Below are 25,925 nucleotides of genomic sequence, written 5' to 3'. Positions count from 1 at the left end.
TACTCCGATGCCGCTGATGCTAGCATCAGGTCGCGCTGAAATCCAGACAGAATATTGCGCTCCGGTCTACAACTTTAGTTCTGCAACGGTGGCCCCTGCTCCGCCTTCGTTGTGCGGAGGCTCAGAGACGGTAGCCACCTGGGGATGTCTCTGCAGGTAAGCGCGAAGCGCCTTACGCAAGATCCCCATGCCCGTCCCATGCACGATGCGGACCCGCGGCAAGCCCGCCAGGAATGCCCGGTCGAGGAACTTCTGAACCTCGTCGGTGGCCTCGTCCACATTCCGGCCGATGACGTTCAACTCCCAGTTCATGTTCTCGTCCGGCTCGGCGACCGAGATCGAAACGCCGCGCTTGCGGGCAGCCTGCAGCGGCGACATCGTCGGCTGACTGGTCTGCGGATTGCGCACCACCTCGGCGATGTCTTCGCGATTCACCCGCATCTTCATCAGTCCTATGGCTACTTCGAAGATGTTGTCATCCACCTGCCGCTGGACGACCGCGGTCTTTCCCAGGGACTTCAATTTGACCGAATCACCCGCGGCTACGTGTTTCACAATGTGCGGCTGGGCATGGGAATCGCCGCGGTCGGCACCGGTGTGGGCGGCGACCACTGAAGAATTAAACTGTTCGCTGAACTCGCGCCGCAGCTTGGCGATGCGTCGCTCCGCATCCTTCGAAAGTTTCTGTTGCGCTGCCCGGTCATCGACCGCGCGCACCGTCTCCCGCATCTGGTACTCGAAGTCTTTCAGCAGCGACTGTAGCTTGACTTCCATGTCGCGGACCTTGGTTCGCCATTCCTTCAGGCCTTCGACCTCGAGCCGGTTTTTTTCCCGTGCAACTTCCTGCTCGCGGATGCGCAGGGCTGCCCGTTCGCTGGTGATCGACTCGAGTTGGGCATGCAGTTGATCCAGAAAGCGCCCGATGTCCTGGGTCTGGGTGTTCAGCCGCGAACGGGCAGAGTCGATGATCTCCGAATTCAATCCCAGCCGCCCAGCGATATTGATGCCGGCGGAAGCACCCGGAACCCCCTGGCGCAGTTCATAGGTCGGAGCCAATGTCTGTTCGTTGAACCCTACCGCCGCATTGATCACCCCCGGGGTGTTCGCGGCATAGACCTTTAGCGAAGTATGGTGGGTTGAAATCAGGCACCAGGCACGAGTATGAAGAAAGTGCTCGGCGATCGCGACCGCCAGCGCCGCACCCTCCTCAGGATCGGTTGCCGAACCGAGTTCGTCCAGCAGAACCAGCGAATCAGGCCCCGCCAGTCCGGCGATGCGGTTCAAGTTGACAATATGGGCGGAGAAGGTCGAGAGGTTTTGCTCAATCGACTGCGAATCGCCAATGTCTGCAAGAAACTCGTGAAAGAGCGGGAAGACCGCCTCTTCAGCAGGAACTGGAATGCCGGCCTGCGCCATGATTCCTAGGAGTCCCGTCGTCTTCAGCCCGACCGTCTTGCCGCCGGTATTTGGTCCACTGATAATTAACTGCCGTTCGTCGCTGGTGAGCTGAATGGAGATGGGAACGATGCTGCCACCCGCTTTGCGCAATCGAGTTTCAAGCAAGGGGTGCCGTGCCTGCACCAGTCGCAACTCCAGCAGCTCGGCAGGGTCGCCAAAGCGCGGGCGGATGCACTGAAAATCGTCCGCAAATCGCCCCCGAATCACCAGCGACTCCACTACCGTCAGGATCGCAGCGCCTTCCCCGATCACTCGAGATTGCAAGCCGATCTGCCGGGTCATCGCCAGAAAGATACGATGGATCTCGGCTTGTTCCTCCTCGTACAGGCGAACGAGTTCATTATTCTGCTCAATCGTTTCCAATGGCTCGATGTATACCGTCTGTCCGCTCGAGCTCGCCCCATGAACGACCCCGGGAATGCGCCGCTTCGACTCGGTCTTAATGGGGATGACAAAGCGTTCGCCGCGAATCGTGATCAGCTCGTCTTGAACACCGCCGCCCTCCGATAACCGCCGCATCGTCTGCCGGAGGCTCTGCTCAATCTGCCGCTGTTGCCGCTCGATCTCTCGCCGAATGCGGTTCAGGTTAGGAGAAGCGTTGTCAGCCAGCGAGCCATCCGGCAGCATGCGTGAACGCAATGACTGGACCAGTGGCCGCAAATCCGAGTCCATCAACGGAGCACTCAGCGAGGTCAACTCCGGAAGTTCTCCATCGAGCGCAACCGGTGGAGTTTCCATGACTGCCTGCCAGGCAGTGACATCGTCCACCAGGTTCAGTACGTCGCGAATCTCCTCCGGCTCCAGGGCTGCGCCCTCGATGCGCGATTTGTCCAGGAGGGTGGTCGGATCGAAGAGGGAACCAAGCGCGATCGACAGGTGCTGCGCCAGCAGCCGGCGCATCTCGCCCACCAGCGCATGCTCGCGGCGCAGCCACTCGACATCGGTGGAGGGCTGCAGAGCGACTGCCCATTGGCGCCCTACCAGGGAGTGGGAATAACCAGCCAGCAGTTCAAGAAAGCGTGGCCACTCCAGAGTGGCAGCGCTGCAATCGCCAACCGGCGACGGGATGGGATTCAAGAAGGGCACTCGTCTATGGTACTGTGGCGAGCATGCCGGAAGGGAACCGGCCGACTCATCCAAGCGTAGATTCTATTGATGGGCCAGTCACTCGCGTCACAGTCACTCGCATCACAGACACTCGCTGGCCAAATCACTCGCGTCCCAGTTACTCGTCCCAGTTACTCGCGTCCCTAGTTACTCGCGTCGAAGCAAGCAGCGGCGGACGGCAGTCGGAGGTGCTTGATGTATTGCAGCGGATGTGGTCAACCGATCGCCCCAAATGAGCCGGTTTGTGCCCAATGCGGCAGGCCTGCCATGCAGACAGCCCCCCAGGTCTTCGGCCTTTACACCCGGGTCCACCGGCACATTCAGACGCTCGGTATTCTATGGCTGCTCTACTCCCTCTTCGGCCTGCTTGCCTGGTTGGTGGCGATGCCGTTCCTCAGCCATTTCTTTGGGCATAGCTTGCACAACTTCAATCATCGCGACTTTCCCTTACCCCTGTCGATGAGCTGGATTCTGCCTTTTGCCACAATCCTCGTGTATCTGCGGTCAGGGTTCGGGATTCTCGTAGGGATCGGCTTGTTGCGCCGTGAGCGCTGGGCGCGCACTCTGGCGCTGGTCGTCAGCATCCTGACCCTGATCAAGCCCCCATTCGGGACAGCCCTCGGCATCTACACGTTATGGGTCTTACTCCCGTCCCAGTCGGCGCTCGAGTACGAGACCGTCACCGCTCCCTAAGATCCGAAGGAGAATGCAGAGTCCCCATCAAGCCACGGGGCTTGTGGGGATGTCTCAACTCCTACCTTGCGTCGCAGTCAGCGCCAGCCGGCAGCCATGCGATCTTTCAGAATGCAGCGGTCCATCACCACCTTGATTCCCGCATGTTCAGCCCAGCCGGCCGCTTCTTCGTGGCAGACGCCTTCCTGCAGCCACAGCCGCGGTATCTTCAAGCGCATGACGTCTTTCACAATCTCCGGCACAAACATCGATGCGCGAAAGACATTCACCAGGTCGATCTGGCCGTCATTTGCGGTAAATGCCTCTTCCAGCGTCGAGTAGGCTGGTTCGCCAAGCACCGAGGTCGCCTGAGGATTGACGGGTACAATCCGATAACCCTGTTGTTGCATAAATTTCGATACTCCATAGCTGGCGCGCTCAGGCTTATCGGAGAGTCCGATGACGGCAATGGTTTTGGTATTTTCGAGAATCTCGCGTATGGTTTCCGGTTCATTCATGAGCATCTACTCCAGATCGTCAGATGCATCCACGCCCGAGGGGCCGCCATCCCGCCGCATGAGCAGATAACCGCGGATGAAGGGCTCCAGATATCCATCCAGAACTCTGTCGACATCACCAAATTCAACTTTCGTGCGATGGTCCTTGGCGATCCGGTACGGCTGGAGAACGTAAGAGCGGATTTGCGACCCGAATTTAATGTCCAGCTTGGAGTCTTCCAGCTTGCGGCTGATCTCGCGCTTCTTCTCCAGCTCAAATTCATAGAGTCGCGAACGCAACATCTTCATCGCCTTCTCTTTATTCTTGTGTTGCGAGCGCTCATTCTGGCATTGCGTCACGATGTTGGTTGGAATATGGGTGATACGAACCGCAGAGTCGGTCGTATTCACATGCTGGCCGCCCTTGCCCCCGGAACGGTAAGTATCGATCCGGATGTCGTCAGGCTTAATGTCGATTTCGATCGAGTCATCGATCTCCGGCGAGACAAAGACCGACGCAAATGAGGTATGGCGCCGTTTTGCCTGATCGAATGGGGAGATGCGAACGAGCCGGTGAATCCCCGTCTCTCCGGAAAGCTGTCCGAAGGCAAATTCACCCGTGATGGTGATCGTCGCCGATTTGATGCCGGCTTCTTCGCCATCCTGATAGTCGTTGATCTCGGTTTTAAAACCCTGGCGCTCGGCCCAGCGAAGATACATCCGCAACAGCATGTCCGCCCAGTCCTGCGATTCAGTTCCTCCCGCGCCCGGATGGACGGTAAGGATCGCATTGAGCGGGTCGGTCTCGCTGGAGAGCATGGTGCGAGTCTCCATCGCCTCGACAAACCCGCTCAGTGATGTAATGTCCCGCTCGAGATCGGCTTCGACGTTCTCGCCTTCCCGTGCCAGCTCGAAATAGGCATCCACATCGCCGCTGCGGCGCGCCAGTTCGGCATCGTCGGCGAGCATTGCCTCGAGGCGCTTGCGTTCGCGCATAAGCGGCTGCGATTGTGCGGGATTCGACCAGAGATTTGGGTCAGAAAGTTTGACTTCGAGGGCCGCTAGATCGCGGTGTAGCTTGGCCGGGTCAAAGATACTCCCGCAGGCCAACGACTTTTTCGCGAATGGGAGCGTAAGCGAATTCGAGTTCGTTCAACATATGAAAATAGCCTGTCTTAAATCCAGATCGTTACTTCTCTTGCCAATCGTTACTTCGCTTGCCAGATCGTTACTTCGCTTGCCAGATCGTTACTTCGCATGCCAGATCGTTACTTCGGATGAAGGACAACCTGCCGCCGCTCGACGTTGATATGACGAAGCGACCACGCCGCAGCAGCTATTGCGATTATGGCACAGAGGATCGCAAAGACGTCGCCATGCTGGGAGTAGAAGGTGACATCGCTGCGATAGCCATAACCGGCTGCCAGGGAGGTAAGAACATGACGCGGCGCACTTTGCGTCACTCGCCCCAACGGATCGACGGCGGCGGTGACGCCGGAGTTGGTGGCGCGCAAAATCCATCGATGATTCTCGATCGCCCGCATCCGCGCCATGTTGAAATGCTGCCACGGCGCGCTGGTGTCGCCGTACCATCCGTCGTCGGAGATGTTGACGAAGACCTCCGCGCCGTTCCTCGCGAAGTGGCGGATTTCATCCGCAAAGACAGCCTCATAGCAAATGAACACTCCAAAGGTATGCCCGTCTGAGCGAAAAACTTTTCGCACTCCGCCGCGCGAGAAATCGCTCACTCCCTGCGTCAGAGTGCCGGCAAATGAGATAAGGCCCTTGTAAGGAACATATTCACCGAACGGTACTAGATGAATCTTGTCGTAGCGGCCGAGAAACCGGCCATCCGGCGCGACAAACTCCGCGGAGTTGAAAATTTCAGTTTTGGCGCCGTTTTGCCAGACGCCAATATTTCCGATCACCGCCGGCGATTTTGCTTTATTGGAGAGATCGGCCATCAATCTCTGGAAGCGTGGATCGGCCTCGCGAAAGGGCGATGGTGACTCCGGCCACGCAATCAGATCCGGGAGCGGAGACGGCGTCGGACAAGCAGGAGTGATGAGCACCGGATGAGGTTCCGGCATTCCGGCAAAGTAGGGCCCGCACGCCTTGAGGCTCATCGCTTCGAATTCAGCGGTGTGCCTGTCCCACTCCGGCCCCGACCAATCATTGCTATAGGTAACGTCAAGATTCTGCTGCAGCAGAACCGCCGTGGCGACGACCGGCGAAGGGGGTGGCGTCAAAAAGATGCCAAGCTGCAGACCGCCGGCGAAGAGCAGCGCGGCCAGGCCGAGTCGAAGCCGGCGGCCCGCCGGGCAGGCCAGCAATGCCATGGTGATCATCGCGTTGCCCAGCATCAGGATGAATGAAATGCCATAAACTCCGGTGAACGGAGCGAGCCGGATCAGCACAAAGTTATCTACCTGGGAGTAGCCCAGCTGGTCCCACGGAACCTGGGTGATGCGGGAAGCAGCGAACTCCAGAGCCACCCAGAAAATCGGCGCGAGCAGCAACACTGATATCGTCTTGCCGGACGCTTGACGCGCGAGAGCCACCAGAAATCCAAAGACTCCGAAGTAGAGTCCGAGTACCAGGCTGTAAAGCAGCAGAATCCCAGCGGAGGCGAGCGGGCCTATTCCCCCATAGGTATGCATGGTGGCATAGATCCAGTAGCAATTAAGCAAATACCAGGCCACCCCGCAGATATAGCCGCCCAGGGCGCTCCGCCGAAGGTAATCCTTCCGCGCTACATTGTCAGGAGTCAGCAGCGCCCATAACACTGGCGTTAACGCAAACCAGGAAATCGCCCCTCTCCATGGAGGCATCGGACCGGCAACCGGAAAGGGAAGGTCTAGGAGGATCGCGGAGAGAAGTCCCCAGATCCACGGATTCGTCAACAAACGATGGGCAAAAAACTTGGGCATTCCGCCGTGAGTCTACCATCTCAACCTTGCTCTCACCGCGAAGCAAAACGGGATGTGGTTTCAAATCCCGCCGGGCTGTAGAATGGAATTCGATGAATCATCCAATTATTGACTTTGCCATGCACCTGCTGAGCGCGACGTTTCTGATCGGAATGATCGGATCCGCCGTCGTCGTGGCAATCAGCTTTGTGGAAGATTTATACGAGCTCTTTGGCGAGTGAACGGCTATCGCTTCAGCTTGTTGTTTGAGGCTGTTCAGCTTCTTGTTTGAGGCTTTTCAGCTTGTAGTTTGACGCTTTAACGATTGACGCTGCGGCCAATCGGACATAGACTCAGCGCTGAGCGTCCTGGCAGTGGATCGTAATCCAGGAAGCTCCTCGAATTACGTTTTCATACCTCAAACCATGCCGGTAGACCGACCCTTAGCCAATCCATCCAACCGAGTCCGCCTGGTCGTGGCCTCCTCGGTGATGCTTACCTTTATCTCCTTCTGGCGGGCTGCCGCGATCGTGCTCAACGATCTTGGCTCTTCGGCTTTTTATGCCGGCGGTATCGCCGAGCAGGCAGTCGGCAAAGCCGCCCCCTGGTTCATCCTGGGCGTCATGCTTTTTTCCTTTGCGGTGCGGGCCGTGTATGTCGAGAGTTGCTCGATGTTCACCCGGGGCGGCGTTTACCGCGTGGTCAAAGAAGCGCTCGGCGGCACCTTCGCGAAGTTGAGCGTTTCGGCGTTGATGTTCGACTACATCCTCACCGGTCCTATCTCGGGCGTCTCCGCCGGCCAGTACATCACCGGGCTGCTCAACGAGTTAATGACGGTTGCCGCAAATCATCGTTGGCTGCCTGACGCCATGTTGGCCGCCGGGCATGCGGCGCCGCAGCTGCCCATGAATGCGACCTCGGCAGTCTTCGCGATCGTCGTCACCCTCTACTACTGGTGGCTGAACATCAAGGGAATCGAGGAGTCCAGCGACAAGGCGCTAGACGTCATGAAGATTACCACCGTCATGGTGGTGATCCTCCTCGGCTGGGGCTGTTTCTCCGCGCTTCATAATGGCGCCACACTGCCGCCGCCTCCGATTCCGTCCAATCTACATTTCTCGACCGACTCGCTTGGCTTCCTCAAGAACATCAAGTTCACTGCCGGCTTCGGACTCTTCGGTATCCTGATGGCCTTCGGCCACTCCGTGCTGGCCATGAGCGGCGAGGAATCGCTCGCTCAGGTCAATCGCGAGATTGAACACCCGAAGCTTCGCAATCTCAAGCGAGCTGCGATTGTCATTGCAATCTACAGCTTCATCTTCACTGGTATGGCATCGCTGCTCGCCGTGATGTTGATTCCGGACTATCCGCGGACCCACGTCTATCAAGATAATCTGATCGCCGGACTTGCCATGTACATGGTCGGCCCTGAGGTGCTCCGCATTATCTTCCGGGTCTTTGTCGTGATCGTAGGTTTCCTGATCCTGTCCGGAGCCATTAACACCTCGATCATCGGATCTACCGGTGTCTTGATGCGAGTCGCCGAGGACGGTGTGCTGACTGACTGGTTTCGCCGCCCTCACCCGAAGTTCGGAACCAGCTACCGGATCGTCAATCTGGTGGCGGGCTTTCAGCTCTTCACCATCATCGTGACTCGCGGCAACGTCATTACGCTGGGCGAGGCGTATGCCTTTGGCGTGATCTGGAGCTTCACCTTTAACAGCCTTGCCATGTTAGTGCTCCGCTGGAAGTACAAGGGAGAGCGCGGTTGGAAGGTGCCACCCAACATTCACATAGGGAAGCATGAAGTCCCCATCGGACTGATCTCGGTGTTCATGGTGCTGCTCTCCATCGCCATCGTGAATTTGTTTACGAAGAGTGTCGCCACGGAAAGCGGAATAGCATTCGCAGCAGCATTCTTCGTGATCTTCTCGATATCGGAACACCGCAACAAGGCGAAGCACGCCTCGACCGAGCGCCAGATGAAGGAGCACTTTCAGCTCGAGCACGAAGACACTATCAGCCGCGAAGCGCTCCAGATTAATCCCGGAAGCGTCATGGTCACGATGCGCGATGCCGTGAATCCTTTTGCTTTAAAGTGGGCGCTCTCCCGAACCAATACCGATGAGCAGGACATCGTCGTGCTTACCGCGCGCATGATGGGCGCCGGTGGTCCTGAGTTTCTAGAAGCCTCAGACCAGTCTTTCAGTGAACACGAACAAATGTTGTTTACTAAAGCAGTCTCTGTCGCAGAGAGCTTCGGCAAACACATTTCTCTGCTGGTCGTTCCCGCAGGCGACGTCTTTGCGGCCCTGGTGCAGACGGCTAACTCGCTCGAAGCTTCCGCCGTCGTTTCTGGTCTGTCGAGCAAATTGACGGCACAGGAGCAGGCCTTCCATATGGGCCACGCATGGGAGGCGCTGCCCGAGCCCAAGCGGCAGTTTACCTTCTACATCGTGATGCCCAACGGCGACGCCGAAGCCTTTAACATCGGGCCACACGCGCCGGCCTTACAGACAGACGATGTCCAGCTCGTGCATAGGTTGTGGCTGAACTTCCGTCGCGAACAAGATATGCAAGGCTTGCATCACAGCGACATCGTGACCTATGCCTTGACCCGCCTGGCCACAGAGTATGCGCGCGATAAGCAGGAGACGCTGAAGAATCTTCGCCGCTACGCAACTGACGGCAGTAAACCTGCAAGCTTGACGGCCGCACCGTCGTCCGAGGCCCGGACCGGTTATGCAATCCGTGCGCCTAAACCACCCAACGGTCCCGAAGATCCGCTATAGACGTACCTCTTGAAGCCTTGCATCATCTCTTGAAGCTTCGCGTCCGGTCCACTCGCCTCTGCAACGCTAATTCAATTGAAGTGGGACGCCCATGTGGCGCCGTCCCTCCGCAACTATTCGCGGCCTCGTCTTGTTGAACCTATCTCACCACGCCAAAACTGTTAAGTTCCTGAATGGATGAGTAATGAAGGGGAGTCTCGTTGACTTTACTTTGGTCGATTCTGCAGGTCAACGGTACTAGCGGTATTTGTCAAGTTGTTCGGCGATACGTATCCTTATACAAAATAGTTAAAAACAAATACTTAATGGTCGTTGATACCTGGAACCAACTTAAAAGACTACGAGGGATAGACTGTGGAAACTAAAGAAATTCTGGCAGAACTTGATCAAGAAATTGCTCGCCTTCAACATGTCCGTACCCTGCTCGCGGGTGATGTCGTCAAAAAAACCGCGTCAACCCGAAGAAAGCCCGTCGTTGCGAAAGTCGAACCAAAGAAGCGAAAGCTGACGCCCGAAGGACGGAAACGCATTGCTGATGCCATGAAGCGCCGTTGGGCAGAGCGCAAGAAGCAAACTGCAACGAAGGCTGCAAAATAAAAGTACCCGGCAGGGGATGGACGGGCAGGTCGGCGGCTTGCCCGATCCCAAGAAATGCAATCGTGCAATGCATAACTGCGACGCTGTTCTCTTGAATCATGCTGCCCCCAACCGCGAGTTCTTCGGCCCTATGTCGCTTAATCCGAATTCAACTTCCTCCGATTCCCAGTTACTTCAAATCGTCGATGCGTCTCTGTTAGCGGCTGCCCGAAAGAGCGGTCCATGGTTGGTGTGCAAACCCGGATGCTGGCAGTGCTGCATTGGAGTCTTTGCCATCAACCAGCTTGACGCTGAACGATTGAGAAAAGGCTTGCTTGATCTTGAATCTACCGATCCTGATCGCGCGCGAAGGGTGCGCGAGCGAGCAGTCGCGTCTGTAGAGAAAATCAGTCCCGGCTTTCCCGGAGATCCAGTTACTGGTCTGCTCAACCAGACTCCGGATGCCGAGGCGCAGTTCGAATCGTTTGCGAACGATGAGATATGTCCCGTCCTCGATCCCGTGACTGGAAGCTGTGATCTCTATGCATCCCGGCCTATGACTTGCCGGGTCTTCGGGCCCCCCGTCCGCTCCGAAGACGGACTCGGTGTTTGCGAACTCTGTTATCACGGAGCGACCCCTGAGGAAATCGCCGCTTGTGAAATGGTGCCCGATCCTGATGACCTCGAATCGCAATTACTCGATCAGGCTGAACGCAACAATGGAGTGCGCGGCGAAACGGTAGTGGCTTTCGCCTTGTTGCGCCCGTCGTGCTCTTGAGTCCGGCGGAATGAATGCTGTTCCAAACGAACTTCTGAAGGCCCAGTGGCTCTGAAGGCCTGGTGGTTCTGAACGCCTTGTGCTCAGAGTGCCCGTCATGGCAGCGAAGCAGCCGGGCAGTAGCAGTTACAGAGGGTACGGGTCGCCAGGACGAACGATGCGGATGTCATGGTCGGTGAAGGAGCCATGCATCGCCGGAACGCTGTATTTGGGCATATGGCAGGATGGGCATTGCGAGGAGCCCACCGTGCATGCTGCAGCCTTGCCCGCAGCGTGATCGAAGGATGGTGCGGCTGCGGGAGCTTTCAATGCATGACAGCCGAGACACTTGGAATCGTAAGCATTGGCCGAATGCACCACCTCTTCATGAGGGTCGTGACATCCCGTGCAAGCGATCCGCGGGTCAGGTGCGCGCCAGCAGCGGCTCTTCTCCAGACGATATGGCTGAAAGCGAACATTGATCGGAACATAATCCTTAGCCGCCGCGACATCTAAAGTCGTACGATGGCAAGCTCCGCAATAGTCGACCAGTTTCTGCGGGTCGAAGCTGCTGGGGTTAAGGATCGCCGCCCGTCCCTCCTCGACCCTGCCTAGCCGCATGGCGGCTACGTGTTTTGCACCGGGCCCATGACAGGCTTCGCATGTGACGCCAGGGATGGCGTGTCCCGGTTCGAACTGTCTTCGCACCGAGGACATCGTCGTATGGCAGCCAAAACACTTCTGGGCTGTTTCGACACTCACCCGCAAACCGAAAGCTCCATTCAAATCGCCAGGTAGGGCACGGACATGGCCGGGAGTGATGTCGAGACCGTGAATCATTGTGTAATAACTCAGCTGGCTCTCAAATAGGCTGCCGCCCGACTCCAGAATGAAGGTCCGTCCCATTGTGCCGTTGCCCAGGGCCCAAAGGATCTGTCCAGCAACCGCTTCGCCTCCCCGAGTGGTTGTATAGGTGCTGCCCTTCTTGTCCCTCGAGATAGTCGTTACAAAGGGCGGTGTATCAAGGACGATGTTTGCGGTGGCGCGAAGCACCTGTGTGTCCATGACCCTGGACGCCGCCAATGCCATCGAGGTGTTTCGTTGAGTGCCAGCCTCCCGCTCATGGCATCCCGCGCAAGCTTCGCTGCCCGCGTAATCCTTAGGGTTGGAGTCCGTCTTAGTTGGCCACCAACCCGGCTCTTTTAGATGGGAAGGCGTTGACTCCCCGCCTGAGATCGTGTTCGGCGGGCGCGCGCCCGCTGTCAGGACCGGCGCAGCTGCAAGCACCCCTGCTGCGGCCAGCAGCACGAGCACCAGAGATTGGTTGGCGACTGACTTCATCGTTGCGCCTCTCAGCATAACGTGCTTTTGGTATTTCGTTATGCCGGCACACCCTCTCGCCGCCGAGCCATCGTAAACGGAGTAAAGTCAGGATCCTATATTCACCGCCGAGTGCATCGTCAGTTGATGCCATACCGTAATGGCCCTAAATCGAAGATTGTGCTTGCTCGAGGGGGGTGCTAGATCGAAGTGCATCGCCGAACTCTGGTCCGGAGCGTCAGAATACGCCGAAGTGCTGATGCTCAGGAGAATAAGCAGTCTGGCAGCGATGAAATACTTATGGCGAAAATGGTGGCGAACTGAAAAGCAGTATTGAATTGGATTTATACAGATTGCCTCGCCTGGAGAGTGCATAAATGGATTTAGTAAACAAGTAGTTACGAAGCGGCTGAAAGCGTGCAGTCTCCTCTTGTGCCTTTATGGCGACAGCTGCAGGTAAAGTACACAATTCAGCTTGACAGCCGCGCACGGTAGTCCTAAACATAGCGGTGTGCAATTAGAGGATAGTGAGCGATGCTTCGAGGCTCCGTTTTGGTGGCTTTAACAAGATGCAGTATTAGTAAACCTTGACAGCTAGATGATTGGTTCAATATAGTTCGCAGCGGAATCGTCATAAGTTCAGAAGTACTGCTATAAGGCTGTTCGTGGACCGAACGTTGTCTTGCAGGATGGTCTGGCGAATATGATTTTCTGAAATACGTTTTAGGACCACGCTTGACACTCTCGAAAAGTCGTACGCGACATGCCGGATACACGGCGCCGAGAGATTAAGTAACGTTGCACAACCTTCGGGAGACTAGTGAAATGCGAAAGAAACTTTCTGCTGCTCTGGCGGTATGCCTGGGCATGCTGTGTATGTTTTGCCTTCCCACCGCTTCCCATGCACAAGCGGTTTTCGGGTCGATCTTTGGATCAGTGACTGACAACACGGGGGCAGCCATTCCCGGCGCAACCGTGACCGTTACCGATGAGGCCAAAGGCACTGCGGTGACCACCCAGTCCGGCTCCTCAGGCGAATATTCTGTTGAGCACCTGATTCCCGATACATACGATGTCAAGGTTACTTTCCAGGGCTTCCAAACCTCGGAGACAAAGGGCATCCAGGTTTTTGCCGACACTTCTCCTAAAGTTGATGTGAAGCTGACCGTCGGCGGCGAAAGCACGACCGTGGAAGTCAATGCGGATTCGGTGCCGGTACTTAAGACTGACAAGGCCGACGTTTCGACCATCTTCACTTCAAAGACGATTAGCGATCTTCCCGTCGGAGATAGAAACTTCACCAATATCCAACTTTTGTTGCCCGGCGCTCAGCCACTCGGCTGGAGCCACGCTGCGGATGAAAATCCCCAGGCGAGCCGGCAGATCCAAGTCGATGGGCAGGCATTCGGCGGCGTCGCTTACGAGTTGGACGGTACCGACAACCAGGATCCGATCCTGGGAATTATCGTCATCAACCCGCCCATCGAAGCTATCTCCGATACTAAGATCACCACTCAAAATTTCGACGCCGAATTCGGCAAGGCAGTCTCTTCGATCGTTACTGCCCAGACCAAATCCGGTACCAACAGCTTTCATGGCAGCGCCTTCGATTACCGCGAGAGCAATGCCAATCTGGCGCGCGACCCCTACAGCCAATTCCCGACTGCAGCCCATCCGGGTACAGATGGATTGATTCCTGCCGGCTTGAAAAATCAGTTTGGAGGCTCAATCGGCGGTCCGGTTATCAAGGACAGGCTCTTCTTCTTCGGCGATTATCAGGGCCTTCGCCAGAAGGTAGGCACATCGAACACAGTGACTGTGCCCTCGGCGCTCTTGGTCAGCACTTGTCTTGGCCAGACCATCGGCGCGAGCGGCATTCCTGGGTGCGATTTCAGCGAATACGCAGCCAATGTAACTCCAACTGGCGCAGGCATTGTCTACCAGCAGCCGAATGCGACCAATGGGCTGACCGCGCCAACGCCTTATCCGGGCAACGTCATTCCCGCCGCTCTCATCTCGCCCCAGACGCAGGGTCTGCTCAAGCTTCTGCAGCCCTACGCGCCTAACTCGGCCGGAAGCTTCAATGGCTTGAAGAACAACTATTCTGCCAGCGGCACCGGCATCTTCAACAGCAACGCTTGGGACGAGCGCGTTGACTTCACGCTGTCTGAAAAGATCCACCTCTTCGAGCGCTTCAGCCGATTCACCGACACGTTGAGCGGTACCACCATCTTCGGCGCAGCCGGAGGCGCGGGCTTTGGTATCGGCGGCTACGGTGGCAATTCAACGGGAGCCAACGACAGCGTCGCGGCCGGTGCAGATTTCGCCATCAGCTCGACGCTGCTCACCGATGTACGCCTCGGCTACTACCGTTACAACATCATCGACTCGAAGTACAACCAGGGCGTCCCCTTTGCCGACAACCTCGGCATCCCTGGAATGAACATCGCTGGTCAGCCGATCACGAGCGGCGCACCAGGGTTCAATGTGACGGAAGTAGGTTCTTCCGGTGGCCCGAACAATAGCCAGGACCAGGGTCCGCAATACGGCGCTGGTCTCAACGTGAACCGCTGCAACTGCCCGCTTGAGGAACGCGAAGACCAGTTCCAGGTAGTCAACAACTGGACCAAGATCATCAAGAACCATACCGTCAAGTTTGGAGCCGATCTCCGCTATGCCCGCAACCTTAGGGTGCCGAGCGATTCGGACCGCACCGGACTTATCAACTTCGGCACCGGGCCGACTTCCGACCCAAATGCAGCCACCCAAGGCGGCTTAGGGTTCGGCGCCCTGGTTCTCGGGCAGGCTACCGAATACACCCGCTACGTCAGTACATCGACCAACGCTAAGGAGTTCCAGAAGAGGTTCTTCTTCTACGGGGAAGACTCCTGGCGAGTCACCAACAACCTCACCCTCAACCTGGGCCTGCGCCTTGAAGAATACTTCCCCGAAGCCGTCAACGGGAAAGGCAATGGCGCGCTGTTGAATTTCAACAACGGCACGACCGATGGTTACCTGCGAGTCGCCGGTTATGGCAAGATTGGCAGCAATCTGGGCTGGAGCCGCGCATCGTATCCGTTCAACCCGCGCATCGGCGTTGCCTATCAGTTGGATCCAAAGACCGTGATCCGGTCGGGCTACGGGCGTAGCTTCGACCTCGGAGTCTTCGGCTCAATCTTCGGACACGTAGTCACTCAAAACCTGCCAGTCCTTGCGGCCCAGGACATCACCACCACCTCGGGAGCGACCGGGTACGCATTTTGTCTCGGTCCCGACACCCCGGGTTGCGCTCAACCGGCCAATCAGCCTGCCGGTGGCGGCCCGATCGCCAATGCTTTCCCGACTGTGCCAGCTGACGGCCTCTTGCCTTCACCCGGATATCAGGTGAGCGCCAAGGCGAGACCAAGCGGTCTGCGTCTGCCCACGATCGATGCATGGAACCTCAGTGTTCAGCATGCCGTCACCCCGACCCTTTCAATCACTGTGGCCTATGTCGGCAATAAAGGGACACATACTCTCAGCGCCGGCGACGGCAACAATACTAACCCGAACGAACCCGGCATCACGCTTCCCGCGCAGTACAGTATTACCGGGCAGCCACTCCACTATGATCCGAGCGTGACGACTGGCATCGCCGCGAACGGCGGGACCGGCAATGCGCTCCTGCTGAGAAGATTCTATGGCGGAAGTGTCGCGGCCTGTCAGGACCCTCTCTACACACCTCAGCCCGGGGTTCCCGCCGGATCCTGCGGTTGGAGCAACGGAATCAGCTACTATGGCGACGATCAGGACAGCCACTACAATGCCCTGCAGATCAACATGGATAAGCAGTTCACCAAAGGCCTCTCTTTCACCGGCAATTACTCCTGGCAGCAGGGTATCGATTTCAACAGCAATTACGCGACTTGGGATCGCCGCGCCGTCCGCGGGAGAAACAACGATATTCGCCAGCAGCAACTCATTGCTTATGGCGTCTACGAGCTGCCTATAGGTCGGAACCAAAAGTTTGCATCGAATATCCCGGGGTGGGCCAATGAAATCATCGGTGGATGGCAAGTTAGTCCGGTGTTGAATTGGTCGAGTGGTCTGCCATTCACCCTGACTTATAACGAATGCAGCGCCTCTATCCCCGTTAACAATGGCGGCGATGCACCTTGCTATGTCAACGGGCACGGCAACTGGCTGCCCATCAACCTCAGCAGCTTTGATCCAGTCAACCACCGCCGTACTTTGTTCCGCGGTACCTCGACTCCGTTAACTACGGCGTCCTACTTAGGGTTTACTGCTCCTGGTTTGGATCAGATCGGAAATGGGGGCCGCAACACCGCCTTTGGCCCGCACTTCTTCAACACGGATATCTCGCTGCAGAAAAATTTCCCAATTCGCGAGAGCCTCGTCGCCCAATTTAGAGTTGACGGATATAACGCCTTCAATCACATCAACGGCAACTTTGGCGGCGGTGGAGCAACCCAGGCAATCGATGGCGGCGATACCGGAACCGGCAACGTCTATGTCACCAGCAGCACTGCGAATTTCGGACAAGGACCACGTCTGTTGCAGTTCTCGGTCCGGGTGCAGTTCTAAATAACCGTACTCAGTTTCACAAGAGGGGGAGCCATCGTGCTTCCCCTCTTTGTTTCTCAGCTAGACTTTGAACATCGCTCTCATGCGTCGTAGATTCCCAGTTGTCCTCTTAGCGCTCTCCATTTGGGTCCCTGCAGTACCCGGGCAGCAAGACACGCCTGCGGGAAGCGCCCCCTCCTCGCCCGCCGCAATGCTGGCAGAGGCTACGAAGGCGTTCAACGCCGGGCACTCTGCAGACGCGCTTCGCCAGTTGGATGCTCTCGCGAAGCTGAATCCGGAACCATCCGGAGTAGAGCGCCTCCGCGGCTTAATTGACTATCAGCAACGAGACTTGCCCTCCGCTCAGATGGCCTACGCCAAAGCAATAGCCCAGGATCCCTCCGACGACGAGTCGATGCAGATGCTGGGAGTCACACTCTATGGCCTTGGCAAACCAGCCGAGGCCATTCCGCTGCTCGAGAAAGCTCACGTGGCCATACCCTCGCAGAACGTCGATCCGAATTATGTGCTGGGCGTCTGCTACATCGCCGTCGGCCGCTATGATGATTCGCGCCATGCCATCGCCGCGCAATACGGATTTCCTCCCGATTCCGCCGCCGCCTACCTCCTGGCCGCCCGCTTGCTGCTGCGGCAGGAAAATCCCAAGGTTGCCGAGGATTTTGCTCGCAAGGCGGTCGCTCTGCAGCCAGACCTGCCGCTGGCTCACCTGCTTCTTGGAGAAGTGGCCCTCGCCCGCGCTCAATTTCCCGAAGCTATCGCCGAGTTCAATCGCGAACGCGACCTGAATCCGCTTAACGGAAATCTCTACGACCGGCTGGGCGATGCCTATGTTCGCTCCGGCGACGATGCGAGAGCCAAAGAAGCGCTCAGTCGAGCAGTCGTGCTCGAGCCGAACGCCACCGGTCCCTACATTCTGCTGGGAAAAGTAATGTTGAATCAGCAGAACTATCTTCTCGCCATTCTCTATCTCGAACGAGCGCGCGCCATGGATCCCGGCAACTACCTGGCCCACAACCTGCTCGGCCAGGCATATCGCCGGACCGGAAGAACCGCGGAAGCAAACAAAGAGTCCCAGTTAGCAGACCAGATACAAAACGGTAAGCTCCCCAACTCGTCTCCCGGCGCCGCCACGGCTGTTCCTGCCACGAGCGCCCCCTCACTTACCGGCCCCAAGCTCGAAGGTATTCATTGACAATGAGAGAAGGTTGATCGAAGTTTTGCATCCTGGATTATCTCGTTTCAAGGACGTGTGTACATCGCACTTCCCTGGAGCCGTCGTCTATCTTGCCCGCGTTCGCCTCTTGCCAAAATTGCCCAAGTATACTTGGAAGGCACTTAGATCGAGTCCCATCTCCGAATATCTGATGTCTTCCTCCGACTGGAACCGCCGCCGCTTCCTTGCTTCATTCAGCCGCACCGCCCTTGTCCTTCCATTCGCCGAAGTGCTGATGCTGGCTACGCCTCCCTGGGCGCGCGCCGGGCAACAGTCGCCCTCGCCAAAGACGATGGGCACCGAACCTGCCTACCAGGCCACACCGATGCCGCCACCGCCAGGGGCACGATCGCCGATCCAGGGAACTCCGTTAGGCATCAGCTTTGTCGATGTCGCCATGCAGTCAGGGCTGCATGCAAAGACCATCTTCGGTGGGGAGGGAAAGAATAAGTACCTCCTCGAAACCACCGGCTGCGGTCTTGCCTTCTACGACTACGATCAAGACGGCTGGCTCGATCTCTTTCTCGTGAACGGCTGGAGGCTCGAGGGCTTTCCCGCCGGGCATGAGCCAACCTGCCATCTCTTCAAAAACAATCGCGATGGAACCTTCACCGATGTCACGAAAAAGGCCGGGCTCGAACGCAGCGGGTGGGGCCAGGGCTGCTGCGTAGGCGACTACGACAATGACGGACATGACGATCTCTTCGTCAGTTACTACGGGCAGAACGCTCTCTTTCATAACAACGGTGACGGCACCTTCACGGACACCACCATCAAGGCGGGTCTCTCGCAGTCGAAGTTGCGGTGGAATTCGGGTTGCGCTTTCCTCGACTACGACCGCGATGGCCATCTCGATCTCTTCGTTGGCAACTATATCGATCTCGATCTGAAGACTGCACCGTTGCCGGAGTCCGGCCCCTGCACCTACAAAGGCCTCATGGTCGCTTGCGGACCGCCAGGCTTGCCCGGCGGCAAAAACCTGTTATACCGCAACAACGGCGACGGTACTTTCTCCGATGTCTCCGAAAAAGCCGGCATGTGGAACACCGCCGGCAATTATGCGCTGAGCGTCGCCGTCGCCGACCTCGACAATGACGGCTGGCCCGATATCTATGTGGCCAACGACTCGACTGCGGCGACTCTCTATCGCAATCAAAAAGACGGGACGTTCCAGGACGTCGCCATCGAAGCCGGCGCCGCGTTTTCTCCCGATGGTAAGCCACAAGCCGGCATGGGAGTTGCCGTCGGCGACTACAACCGGGATGGCAATCTCGATCTGGTCAAGACAAACTTCGCCGGCGATACCGACTCGCTTTACAAGAACCTCGGTGACGGCACCTTTGAGGACCACACCTATGTCTCCGGGCTTGGGGTCAATACGCGTCTGCTCGGCTGGGGCGTCGGGTTCTTTGACATGGACAATGACGGCTGGCTGGATATTTTCGTGGCAAATGGCCATGTCTATCCGGAGGTGTCCAGTTCCAAGACGGAAGCTCCCTATGCCGAGCACAAGTACCTGTATCGCAATCTCCGCAACGACCGCTTTGAGGAAGTTACCGAGAAGGCCGGCCCCGGCATCACCGCCGCTGCGCCCGCCCGTGGCTGCGCTTTCGGCGACTACGATAACGATGGCGACATCGATATCGCAGTGAACTGCGTGAATTCGCTGCCACAGTTGTTACGCTGCGATTCAGAATGGAATCGAAGCTGGATCAAGATCAAGGTCGTGGGTGTTAAATCGAATCGCACCGGCATCGGCGCCCGGATCAAGGTCGTCGCCAAGACTGATCCCAAAACTGCAGCGCCATTGTCGCAGATCGATGAAGTCCGCAGCGGCGGCAGTTATTACTCGCAGAACGATCTCAGGCTCCACTTCGGTTTGGAGCAGGCGAAGCGGGTTGACCTGGTCGAAGTCCGCTGGCCATCGGGACAAGTAGACTCTCTTGAAAACCTCGAGGTCAACAAGCTCTACATTATTCAGGAGGGTGGCAAAGTGTTGAGTGCCGAGACGTTGATGGGAATCAAACCGAAACTCTAGCAGCTGTCAGTTTGTGTCAATCGGTTAAACTTCCGGTAAACTAAATACGCGGCCAGATCTTCTGCCGAAGCCACCGTCTCCGTGGAAAGCCAAGTTGATGGCCTTCGAGATGCTGCTCGGTGACCCCAAAGTAAAATACCGCAACTTCGAAGGCGTATTTCTCGTCTAATGGGGTGGTCAGCCAGTTAATGAGGAAGGTCAAATTTGTCATTTACTTCGCGGTCACTGCTCTCGAACGAGGGCACCGCGCGCGGCATCCCACAACTCAATTCCGGCCCGCTGACTACGCTTCTAGCACTTTTAAGCAGTCTGAATCTTTATCGCTCGGCGTGGTTGCGCTCAGCCGCTTTTGCTATGACTGCCTGGCTGGCGCTTCCAATCGCGCTCGCTCAGTCGTCTCTGGAATACTCCTCGCTGCCTGACGCTCCTAAGCCGGCCGCAAGCATCCAGCTTGCGGATCTCTCCCTATCCGGAATTTCGCCTCAGGCGGCCAGCCAGCAAGCTCCCCCAGATGCAAACTCGAGCACACCGCCGCCCCCACAGTCTTCAGCGCCAGCGGCGTCAGTGCAAACCGAGCCCCTCTCCCCAGAGCAAAAAAAACAAGCAGAGGAGCAGCTGAAAAAGCAGGAGCAACAGCGAATCCTGGGAGTAATTCCGGCTTTTAATTCTGTCTACGAGGGCAGCGTCCCTCCGCTTACCCCTGGTCAGAAATTCAAGCTCATGTTTAAGAGTACGACCGACCCATATGTCTTCGCGTTTGCCGCCGTCACTGCGGGCATCGGACAGGCTCAGGATAGTCATGCGGCTTACGGGCAAGGCATTCAGGGGTATGCCAAGCGATTCGGGGCAAATTATGCCGACACTGCCGATGGCAACTTCTGGGGAAACGCCGTTCTCCCGGTCGTGCTGCATGAGGACCCTCGCTATTTCCGCTTAGGACACGGTTCGTTCCCCCATCGCCTCCTGTACTCGATGTCGACGACCGTGGTTTGCAGACGAGACGATGGTACGAGGGGCCCGAACTACGCAAACGTGATGGGTAACTTGATCGCAGGGGGCATTTCGAATGTGTACTACCCCGAAGCCGACCGCGGTCTCGGTCAGACCTTTCAGAGCGCCGCAACTGTGACCGCGGAAGGAATGATCGGCGCTGCTCTAATCGAATTTTGGCCGGACGTGACTCATCACTATCACCTGAAACGCCAGGCTAAGCGAGACGCGGCCGCTGCCGCCGCTCGGAACGCCAATCCCTCGGGAACGGCTCCGCAGTGACCTCCTCTTCAGCCGTTCCCGTGTTGACCGGCGTAGAAGCCAGGGTCCTCGGCGCGTTGATTGAGAAAGAGATCACGACCCCTGACTACTACCCTCTATCGATGAACGCCCTGCTGAACGCGTGCAATCAGAAATCCAATCGTGACCCGGTTACGGAGTTCGATGAAGATACCGTGCGGCAGGCCCTCCACGGCCTGGATGATAAGGGTCTGGCTGGAGCGGTGCGCGGGTTCGATAGCCGCGTAACCAAGTACGAACATCGATTCTCCGAAGCCTTCAACTTTGGGCGTCGCGAAGTCGCCGTCCTTTGTGTATTGCTACTACGGGGACCGCAGACACCGGGTGAACTTCGCAGCCGAAGCGACCGGCTCTACAGCTTCGATGAACTTTCCGACGTCCAGGCGACCCTCCAGAAGCTTATAGATCGCGAGCCTCCCCTGGTTCGGACACTGCCCAGGCAGCCGGGCACGAAAGAGGCGCGGTCCATGCATCTCTTCTGTGGCGACACCTATGTCGCTGATTTCATTTCTTCCGGCGCCGGATCTCCTTCAAAAGCCGAAGAGATCGACGGCAGTCACCGCCTCCAAAGCCTTGAAGAGCAGGTGGCCGCTCTCCGGCAAGAGGTCCTCGATCTGCGCGGGCGCGTCGATGCCATGTCGAAGAGCCAGAGTTAAGCTTCCGCGCTGGGAAATCAACATCCCTCGGCCTGCAAATCATGACCGGCGACGCGACATTTAGGCCCAAGTTATTCACCCATCAAGGCGGTTATGATAGGGCAATGTCCCCGCGCAACGCCGGTTCGATCCACCGATTGGATCTGGCCGAACAACGAGTGGTGGTCAGTCCCTTATGACCGGTGCTGAAGACCAACAATTGATCTCGTCCCCGTCCATCGACCTCCCGCTGCTCGACGTGCTCCACCGCCATTTTGGGTTTGCGAACTTTCGCGCCAATCAGGAAGCGGTATGCCGTGCCGCGATTGACGGTCAAGACGTGCTTCTGGTCATGCCCACGGGCGCCGGCAAGTCGCTCTGCTATCAACTTCCGGCGATCGCCCGCGGCGGCACCACTCTGGTCGTCAGCCCGCTGATCGCCCTTATGGAGGATCAGGTGGCGAAGCTCTCCGCTCAGGGATTGCAGGTGGCACGGATTCATTCCGGGCGAGAGCGCACGGAGTCGCGGCAGGCCTGCATTGAGTATCTGAACGGCACGCTGCAATTTCTCTTCATTGCTCCCGAACGCCTGCGAGTCCCGGGCTTCGCCGAAATGCTCGCCAGGCGCAAGCCTTCCCTCATCGCGATCGACGAGGCGCATTGCATCTCGGCTTGGGGGCACGACTTTCGCCGCGACTACCGCACTCTAGGGCAGCATCTTCCCGCACTTCGACCTGCACCGGTGATTGCGCTCACCGCGACCGCGACTCCACTAGTGCAGGACGATATCGTTAAACAACTTGGCTTGCGGTCGGCGGCGCGGTTCATTCATGGCTTTCGCCGCGACAACCTGGCGATCGAAGTTGTTGAAACGCCCAAGCCCCGCCGCGCCGACCTCACCCGCGAACTGCTCGCCGAACCTGCCCGGCGTCCGGCGATCGTCTATGCCCCATCGCGCAAAGAGGCCGACGCGCTCGCCGCCGAACTCTCCCCGCTTTTCCCCACCGCCGCCTATCACGCCGGTCTTGATGCCCAGCACCGCGACCGCGTACAGCAGGCCTTTCTTGCCGGAGAACTGGAGACGGTTGTCGCCACCATCGCCTTCGGCATGGGCATCGACAAAGCGGATATACGTACGGTGATTCATACCTCCATTCCGGCTACGCTCGAGGCCTTCTATCAGGAGATTGGCCGCGCCGGACGCGACGGTAAGCCCAGCCGCACCGTACTGATGTACTCCTGGGCAGATCGCCGGCTGCTCGAATTTTTCCTGGAACGCGACTACCCCAATCCAGAAGTTCTTCACGACATTCGCCGCCGTTTGCGCAGCGGTGGACTTCATAAAGACGCCCTTCGGAACGCGCTCAAGATGGATGCCGAAGTCTTCGACCGTGCTTTGGAGAAGCTTTCTCTTCACGGGGGAGCCAGCGTGGATTATTCCGACAACGTGGTCGCCTCCGACGGCAAGTGGAGCGACGCTTACGCGGTCCAATTGAGCCGCCGCCAGGCCCAGATCGATCAGGTTATGCAGTATGCCGAGGCCAGTCAATGCCGGATGGCAGCATTGGTCCGTCACTTCGGCGACATCGAGGACGGCCGGCGATCCTGCGGCCAGTGCGATTTTTGCTCACCCGAACGTTGCATCGCCCAGCAGTTTCGAGCGCCGGGTCTCGGCGAGCGGCAAACCATGGAGACCATCCTCAAGTCCCTCGACAGCGGGCGATCCATCTCGATCGGCCAACTTTACAAGCAGTTGTTTCCTCACGAGCAAATGGGACGGAACGACTTCGACGTCCTGCTCAACGCGTTGGCCTCGGCCGGACTGGTCTCGATCGAGGATGCCGTCTTCGAAAAAGAGGGCCGCAGCATCAACTATCGCAAGGTCAGCCTCACCCGCGATGGAGAGGACATAGACGAACGGATCTTCGACACCGTTCTGTTGAAGGAGGGGCCTGGTATCGTGGCCCGGAAGCCTTCAGCAAAGCCGATTTCTCGCTCATCAACGAAGTCGAGCAAGCCGGAACCAGAAGACGCAGCGCTTACCGGTCGATCCGCCGAATTGTGGGACAAGCTGCGCGCTTGGCGGCTGGAGGAAGCCAATAAACTCGGCGTCCGCGCCTTTCACATCCTTGGCAACCGGACGCTGCGCGCAGTTGCCGTCGAAGAGCCTCGCACCATCGACGAGCTTCTGTCGGTAGCGGGGATCGGCCCATCCAAGGCCGAGAAATTCGGAGAAGCAATCTGTCGCGTCTGTTCGCAGTAGCTACTGAGGGATGATGATACCGCCGACCCGGGTACGGGCCGGCATCCGAACTCCGCGATGATCGTACTCCGGGAGACTCTTCATGGGAGCCGACGATTGTTCGTCGGCAAGCGACCTGCACGCGTCGCACAACGATCCGCGCGCGATCTCCGGCTGGATCGCTTCACCGCAACGGGAACAGAGTTCATCCATAAACCTTAGCCTATCAACAGATGGACTTCATTGTTCCCTTTGCTGATAGCGCGACTGCGATCTGCCAACGACCTCACAATTATCCGTACATGTCACGATGAACGTGAGAAGAATCTCGTCTCGCGAAAGGCAGACCGGAGGCAGACGACGCAGCGAGGGCTTCATAGCACTCAGCATCCAGCTTACCGGGCACCGATTCCTTCATGCTAAGCAGCGCCGCAGCCCGACTTCTTCCGGGACGGTAGGAGCGGTCTTCCAACAGCGCCCCATAGACGTCGGCGACGGCTACGATTCGCGATTCGATCGAAAGCTGATCGCCCTTCAGTCCACCCGGGTATCCGCTGCCATCGAGCTTCTCATGGTGCTCGCCAACCACTCTCGCCAGCTCCTGAAATGGACGAATGCGACTCAGAATCTCGCCGCTCAGTCCTGGGTGTTCCCTCACCACCTGCCACTCCATGAAGTCCAGCTTGCCAGGCTTGTCCAGGATGGAATTTGGCACCCGCAGCTTGCCAAGATCGTGCAACAGGGAGGCCCGGTAGACTAGATTCAGACGCTCGCCGCTCATCCCGATTTGGCGCGCAATATGCATCGCCGCGTCTCTCACTCCGAGCAAATGAGCATAGGTGAAGGGTGATTTGGCATCAACCACGTCGGCAAATGCTTCCGCAATCCTGTCAATCTGAGCGTCGTCGGCGCGAACGATCATTCCCGGCTCCAATCCGAGAACCACCTTGCGCTCCATGCCCGAGCCATAAAATTCCCAGAGGCGATTCTGCTGGGAAAGCGCCCGCGCCACCCGCACCAGCTCTGGATCAAACCAGCTCCCGCTGCGGGCGGAGATCGATCTCATCGCCGCCGCAGTGCCGTTCTCCGAGCTGAAAAGGTCGAGACACTGGGCGAGGTTAATGATTCTCGCCAGGATCGGAATGGCCTCGCCGCGCAGTCTCTCCGGATAGCCGCGCCCGTCCCAATGTTCGTCGAGACTGCTGATGGCCTCGACGCTGGCCTCGGGAAGACCGATCTTCCTGCCAACCTTGACCCCGCACTCGCAGCGCAGCCGCACCAGTTCGTTGCGGAAACGCCGGCGCCGCATCGCCAGCGAGAGCACCCGCTTCGACTTCATCAAGATCGCTTCGCCCGCGCCGGCATGCTCCCATAGCAGCTTCAAGCCCGAAATGGAGGGGTAGCGCCAATCTTCAAGCTTGACACTGCGCTTGATCCGGCGATCATCTCCGCCAACCATCTCGCACAGTAGATTGGCATTGCAGCTGCACCCGATGTCCTTGAGTAATAGAGCGTAATAGAGACTCGACAGCTGTTGATCAGGCAGACCCAGCTCGGTGCCGATCCTCATGCCCAGCAGGCAGCTGCGCACCGCATGGCCGGGCCGGGCATCCTCGGTCAGATCGAGCGCAAAGGACAGGGCAGAGACGATATCCGACAAGGAAATGGTGCCGGCAGAGAGCGTTCCGGCAAATGCGTCACGTTTCCAATCCGGCCTCAATGGAAACGGGCTGGGCGGTTTCCAGGGAGGAGCTCGAGAGGATGGGGAGAGGGTTGGGCATGTGTCCTGAGAGCTCTATCGGCGAGAAAGCCATGGGCTTGAATGCGAGGATTTA

Annotated in this window: 18 protein-coding genes; 11 read left to right on the top strand and 7 right to left on the bottom strand. The window is 57.8% G+C overall.

The window, feature by feature from the left end; genetic code table 11:
• Positions 1-66: 66 nt before the first annotated feature.
• Entirely contained in the window at positions 67-2,544 is a 2,478-nt protein-coding gene (locus tag ACPOL_RS05420) for an endonuclease MutS2 (RefSeq protein WP_114210609.1), read from the bottom strand.
• A gap of 288 nt (positions 2,545-2,832) precedes the next feature.
• Here ACPOL_RS05420 and ACPOL_RS05415 point away from each other — a divergent pair, with 288 nt between their 5' ends.
• Positions 2,833-3,258 (top strand): hypothetical protein, encoded by a 426-nt coding sequence (locus ACPOL_RS05415; RefSeq protein WP_114206153.1) that lies wholly within the window; start codon positions 2,833-2,835, stop codon positions 3,256-3,258.
• Positions 3,259-3,335: 77 nt separating this feature from the next.
• On the opposite strand, the gene ACPOL_RS05410 is transcribed toward ACPOL_RS05415, so the two are convergent.
• From ACPOL_RS05410 to lnt, 3 genes are all read right to left on the bottom strand, one after another.
• Positions 3,336-3,755, bottom strand: a complete 420-nt coding sequence (locus tag ACPOL_RS05410) for a CoA-binding protein (RefSeq protein ID WP_114210608.1) — start codon at positions 3,753-3,755, stop codon at positions 3,336-3,338.
• A 6-nt stretch (positions 3,756-3,761) separates the two neighbouring features.
• Positions 3,762-4,893 (bottom strand): peptide chain release factor 2 gene (gene prfB / locus ACPOL_RS05405; protein ID WP_201759102.1). Its coding sequence is split into 2 segments (ribosomal slippage): positions 3,762-4,823 and positions 4,825-4,893, totalling 1,131 coding nucleotides; the frame shifts between segments, so codons are not numbered across the junction.
• A gap of 109 nt (positions 4,894-5,002) precedes the next feature.
• Positions 5,003-6,664, bottom strand: coding sequence for an apolipoprotein N-acyltransferase (gene lnt, locus ACPOL_RS05400; protein ID WP_114206151.1), 1,662 nt, complete (start codon positions 6,662-6,664; stop codon positions 5,003-5,005).
• A gap of 92 nt (positions 6,665-6,756) precedes the next feature.
• On the opposite strand from lnt, the gene ACPOL_RS35420 reads away from it, so the two are divergent.
• From ACPOL_RS35420 to ACPOL_RS05385, 4 genes are all read left to right on the top strand, one after another.
• Positions 6,757-6,885 carry a hypothetical protein gene (locus ACPOL_RS35420; RefSeq protein ID WP_275066507.1) on the top strand — a complete coding sequence of 43 codons (129 nt, stop codon included), beginning with the start codon at positions 6,757-6,759 and terminating at the stop codon, positions 6,883-6,885.
• A gap of 249 nt (positions 6,886-7,134) precedes the next feature.
• Positions 7,135-9,435, top strand: coding sequence for an APC family permease (locus tag ACPOL_RS05395; RefSeq protein WP_414633359.1), 2,301 nt, complete (start codon positions 7,135-7,137; stop codon positions 9,433-9,435).
• A 354-nt stretch (positions 9,436-9,789) separates the two neighbouring features.
• A complete protein-coding gene (locus ACPOL_RS05390; protein WP_114206149.1) occupies positions 9,790-10,032 on the top strand; it encodes a hypothetical protein in 243 nt (80 codons plus the stop codon).
• Between the two features lie 16 nt (positions 10,033-10,048).
• On the top strand, positions 10,049-10,789 hold the full coding sequence (locus ACPOL_RS05385; protein ID WP_236657251.1) for a YkgJ family cysteine cluster protein: 741 nt from the start codon (positions 10,049-10,051) through the stop codon (positions 10,787-10,789).
• Positions 10,790-10,915: 126 nt separating this feature from the next.
• On the opposite strand, the gene ACPOL_RS05380 is transcribed toward ACPOL_RS05385, so the two are convergent.
• Complete coding sequence (locus tag ACPOL_RS05380) at positions 10,916-12,109, bottom strand: multiheme c-type cytochrome (RefSeq protein ID WP_161557220.1); 1,194 nt, start codon at positions 12,107-12,109, stop codon at positions 10,916-10,918.
• 804 nt (positions 12,110-12,913) lie between these two features.
• On the opposite strand from ACPOL_RS05380, the gene ACPOL_RS05375 reads away from it, so the two are divergent.
• From ACPOL_RS05375 to ACPOL_RS05365, 3 genes are all read left to right on the top strand, one after another.
• Positions 12,914-16,672, top strand: coding sequence for a TonB-dependent receptor (locus tag ACPOL_RS05375; RefSeq protein ID WP_114206147.1), 3,759 nt, complete (start codon positions 12,914-12,916; stop codon positions 16,670-16,672).
• Between the two features lie 82 nt (positions 16,673-16,754).
• Complete coding sequence (locus tag ACPOL_RS05370) at positions 16,755-17,864, top strand: tetratricopeptide repeat protein (protein WP_114206146.1); 1,110 nt, start codon at positions 16,755-16,757, stop codon at positions 17,862-17,864.
• A 172-nt stretch (positions 17,865-18,036) separates the two neighbouring features.
• A complete protein-coding gene (locus ACPOL_RS05365) occupies positions 18,037-19,923 on the top strand; it encodes a CRTAC1 family protein (RefSeq protein ID WP_114210606.1) in 1,887 nt (628 codons plus the stop codon).
• A 40-nt stretch (positions 19,924-19,963) separates the two neighbouring features.
• Here ACPOL_RS05365 and ACPOL_RS33445 read toward each other — a convergent pair whose 3' ends face one another.
• Complete coding sequence (locus tag ACPOL_RS33445; RefSeq protein ID WP_161557219.1) at positions 19,964-20,134, bottom strand: hypothetical protein; 171 nt, start codon at positions 20,132-20,134, stop codon at positions 19,964-19,966.
• Here ACPOL_RS33445 and ACPOL_RS05360 point away from each other — a divergent pair.
• The 3 genes from ACPOL_RS05360 to ACPOL_RS05350 all read left to right on the top strand — a co-directional run bounded on the left by ACPOL_RS05360 (position 20,128) and on the right by ACPOL_RS05350 (position 24,111).
• Complete coding sequence (locus tag ACPOL_RS05360; protein WP_114206145.1) at positions 20,128-21,195, top strand: hypothetical protein; 1,068 nt, start codon at positions 20,128-20,130, stop codon at positions 21,193-21,195. The genes ACPOL_RS33445 and ACPOL_RS05360 overlap by 7 nt on opposite strands.
• Positions 21,192-21,869 (top strand): YceH family protein, encoded by a 678-nt coding sequence (locus ACPOL_RS05355; RefSeq protein ID WP_114206144.1) that lies wholly within the window; start codon positions 21,192-21,194, stop codon positions 21,867-21,869. The genes ACPOL_RS05360 and ACPOL_RS05355 overlap by 4 nt, the downstream gene beginning before the upstream one ends.
• 175 nt (positions 21,870-22,044) lie before the next feature.
• Entirely contained in the window at positions 22,045-24,111 is a 2,067-nt protein-coding gene (locus ACPOL_RS05350; protein ID WP_114206143.1) for a RecQ family ATP-dependent DNA helicase, read from the top strand.
• A gap of 271 nt (positions 24,112-24,382) precedes the next feature.
• On the opposite strand, the gene ACPOL_RS05340 is transcribed toward ACPOL_RS05350, so the two are convergent.
• Positions 24,383-25,810, bottom strand: coding sequence for an HD-GYP domain-containing protein (locus tag ACPOL_RS05340; RefSeq protein WP_114206141.1), 1,428 nt, complete (start codon positions 25,808-25,810; stop codon positions 24,383-24,385).
• Between the last annotated feature and the right edge of the window lie 115 nt (positions 25,811-25,925).

It is taken from the genome of Acidisarcina polymorpha (genome assembly GCF_003330725.1).
GTDB classification, from domain to species: domain Bacteria; phylum Acidobacteriota; class Terriglobia; order Terriglobales; family Acidobacteriaceae; genus Acidisarcina; species Acidisarcina polymorpha.
Note: the sequence above shows the minus strand (reverse complement) of the source record. Positions and strands in the feature narration are given on the sequence as shown.

Excerpts from the sequence above, each read along its gene's own strand:
- ACPOL_RS05415 (WP_114206153.1), top strand. The coding sequence starts at position 2,833 with ATGCAGACAGCCCCCCAGGTCTTCGGCCTTTACACCCGGGTCCACCGG.
- ACPOL_RS05410 (WP_114210608.1), bottom strand. The coding sequence starts at position 3,755 with ATGAATGAACCGGAAACCATACGCGAGATTCTCGAAAATACCAAAACC.
- lnt (WP_114206151.1), bottom strand. The coding sequence starts at position 6,664 with ATGCCCAAGTTTTTTGCCCATCGTTTGTTGACGAATCCGTGGATCTGG.
- ACPOL_RS35420 (WP_275066507.1), top strand. The coding sequence starts at position 6,757 with ATGAATCATCCAATTATTGACTTTGCCATGCACCTGCTGAGCGCGACG.
- ACPOL_RS05395 (WP_414633359.1), top strand. The coding sequence starts at position 7,135 with ATGCTTACCTTTATCTCCTTCTGGCGGGCTGCCGCGATCGTGCTCAAC.
- ACPOL_RS05385 (WP_236657251.1), top strand. The coding sequence starts at position 10,049 with ATGGACGGGCAGGTCGGCGGCTTGCCCGATCCCAAGAAATGCAATCGT.
- ACPOL_RS05380 (WP_161557220.1), bottom strand. The coding sequence starts at position 12,109 with ATGAAGTCAGTCGCCAACCAATCTCTGGTGCTCGTGCTGCTGGCCGCA.
- ACPOL_RS05375 (WP_114206147.1), top strand. The coding sequence starts at position 12,914 with ATGCGAAAGAAACTTTCTGCTGCTCTGGCGGTATGCCTGGGCATGCTG.
- ACPOL_RS05370 (WP_114206146.1), top strand. The coding sequence starts at position 16,755 with ATGCGTCGTAGATTCCCAGTTGTCCTCTTAGCGCTCTCCATTTGGGTC.
- ACPOL_RS05365 (WP_114210606.1), top strand. The coding sequence starts at position 18,037 with ATGTCTTCCTCCGACTGGAACCGCCGCCGCTTCCTTGCTTCATTCAGC.
- ACPOL_RS33445 (WP_161557219.1), bottom strand. The coding sequence starts at position 20,134 with ATGACAAATTTGACCTTCCTCATTAACTGGCTGACCACCCCATTAGAC.
- ACPOL_RS05350 (WP_114206143.1), top strand. The coding sequence starts at position 22,045 with ATGACCGGTGCTGAAGACCAACAATTGATCTCGTCCCCGTCCATCGAC.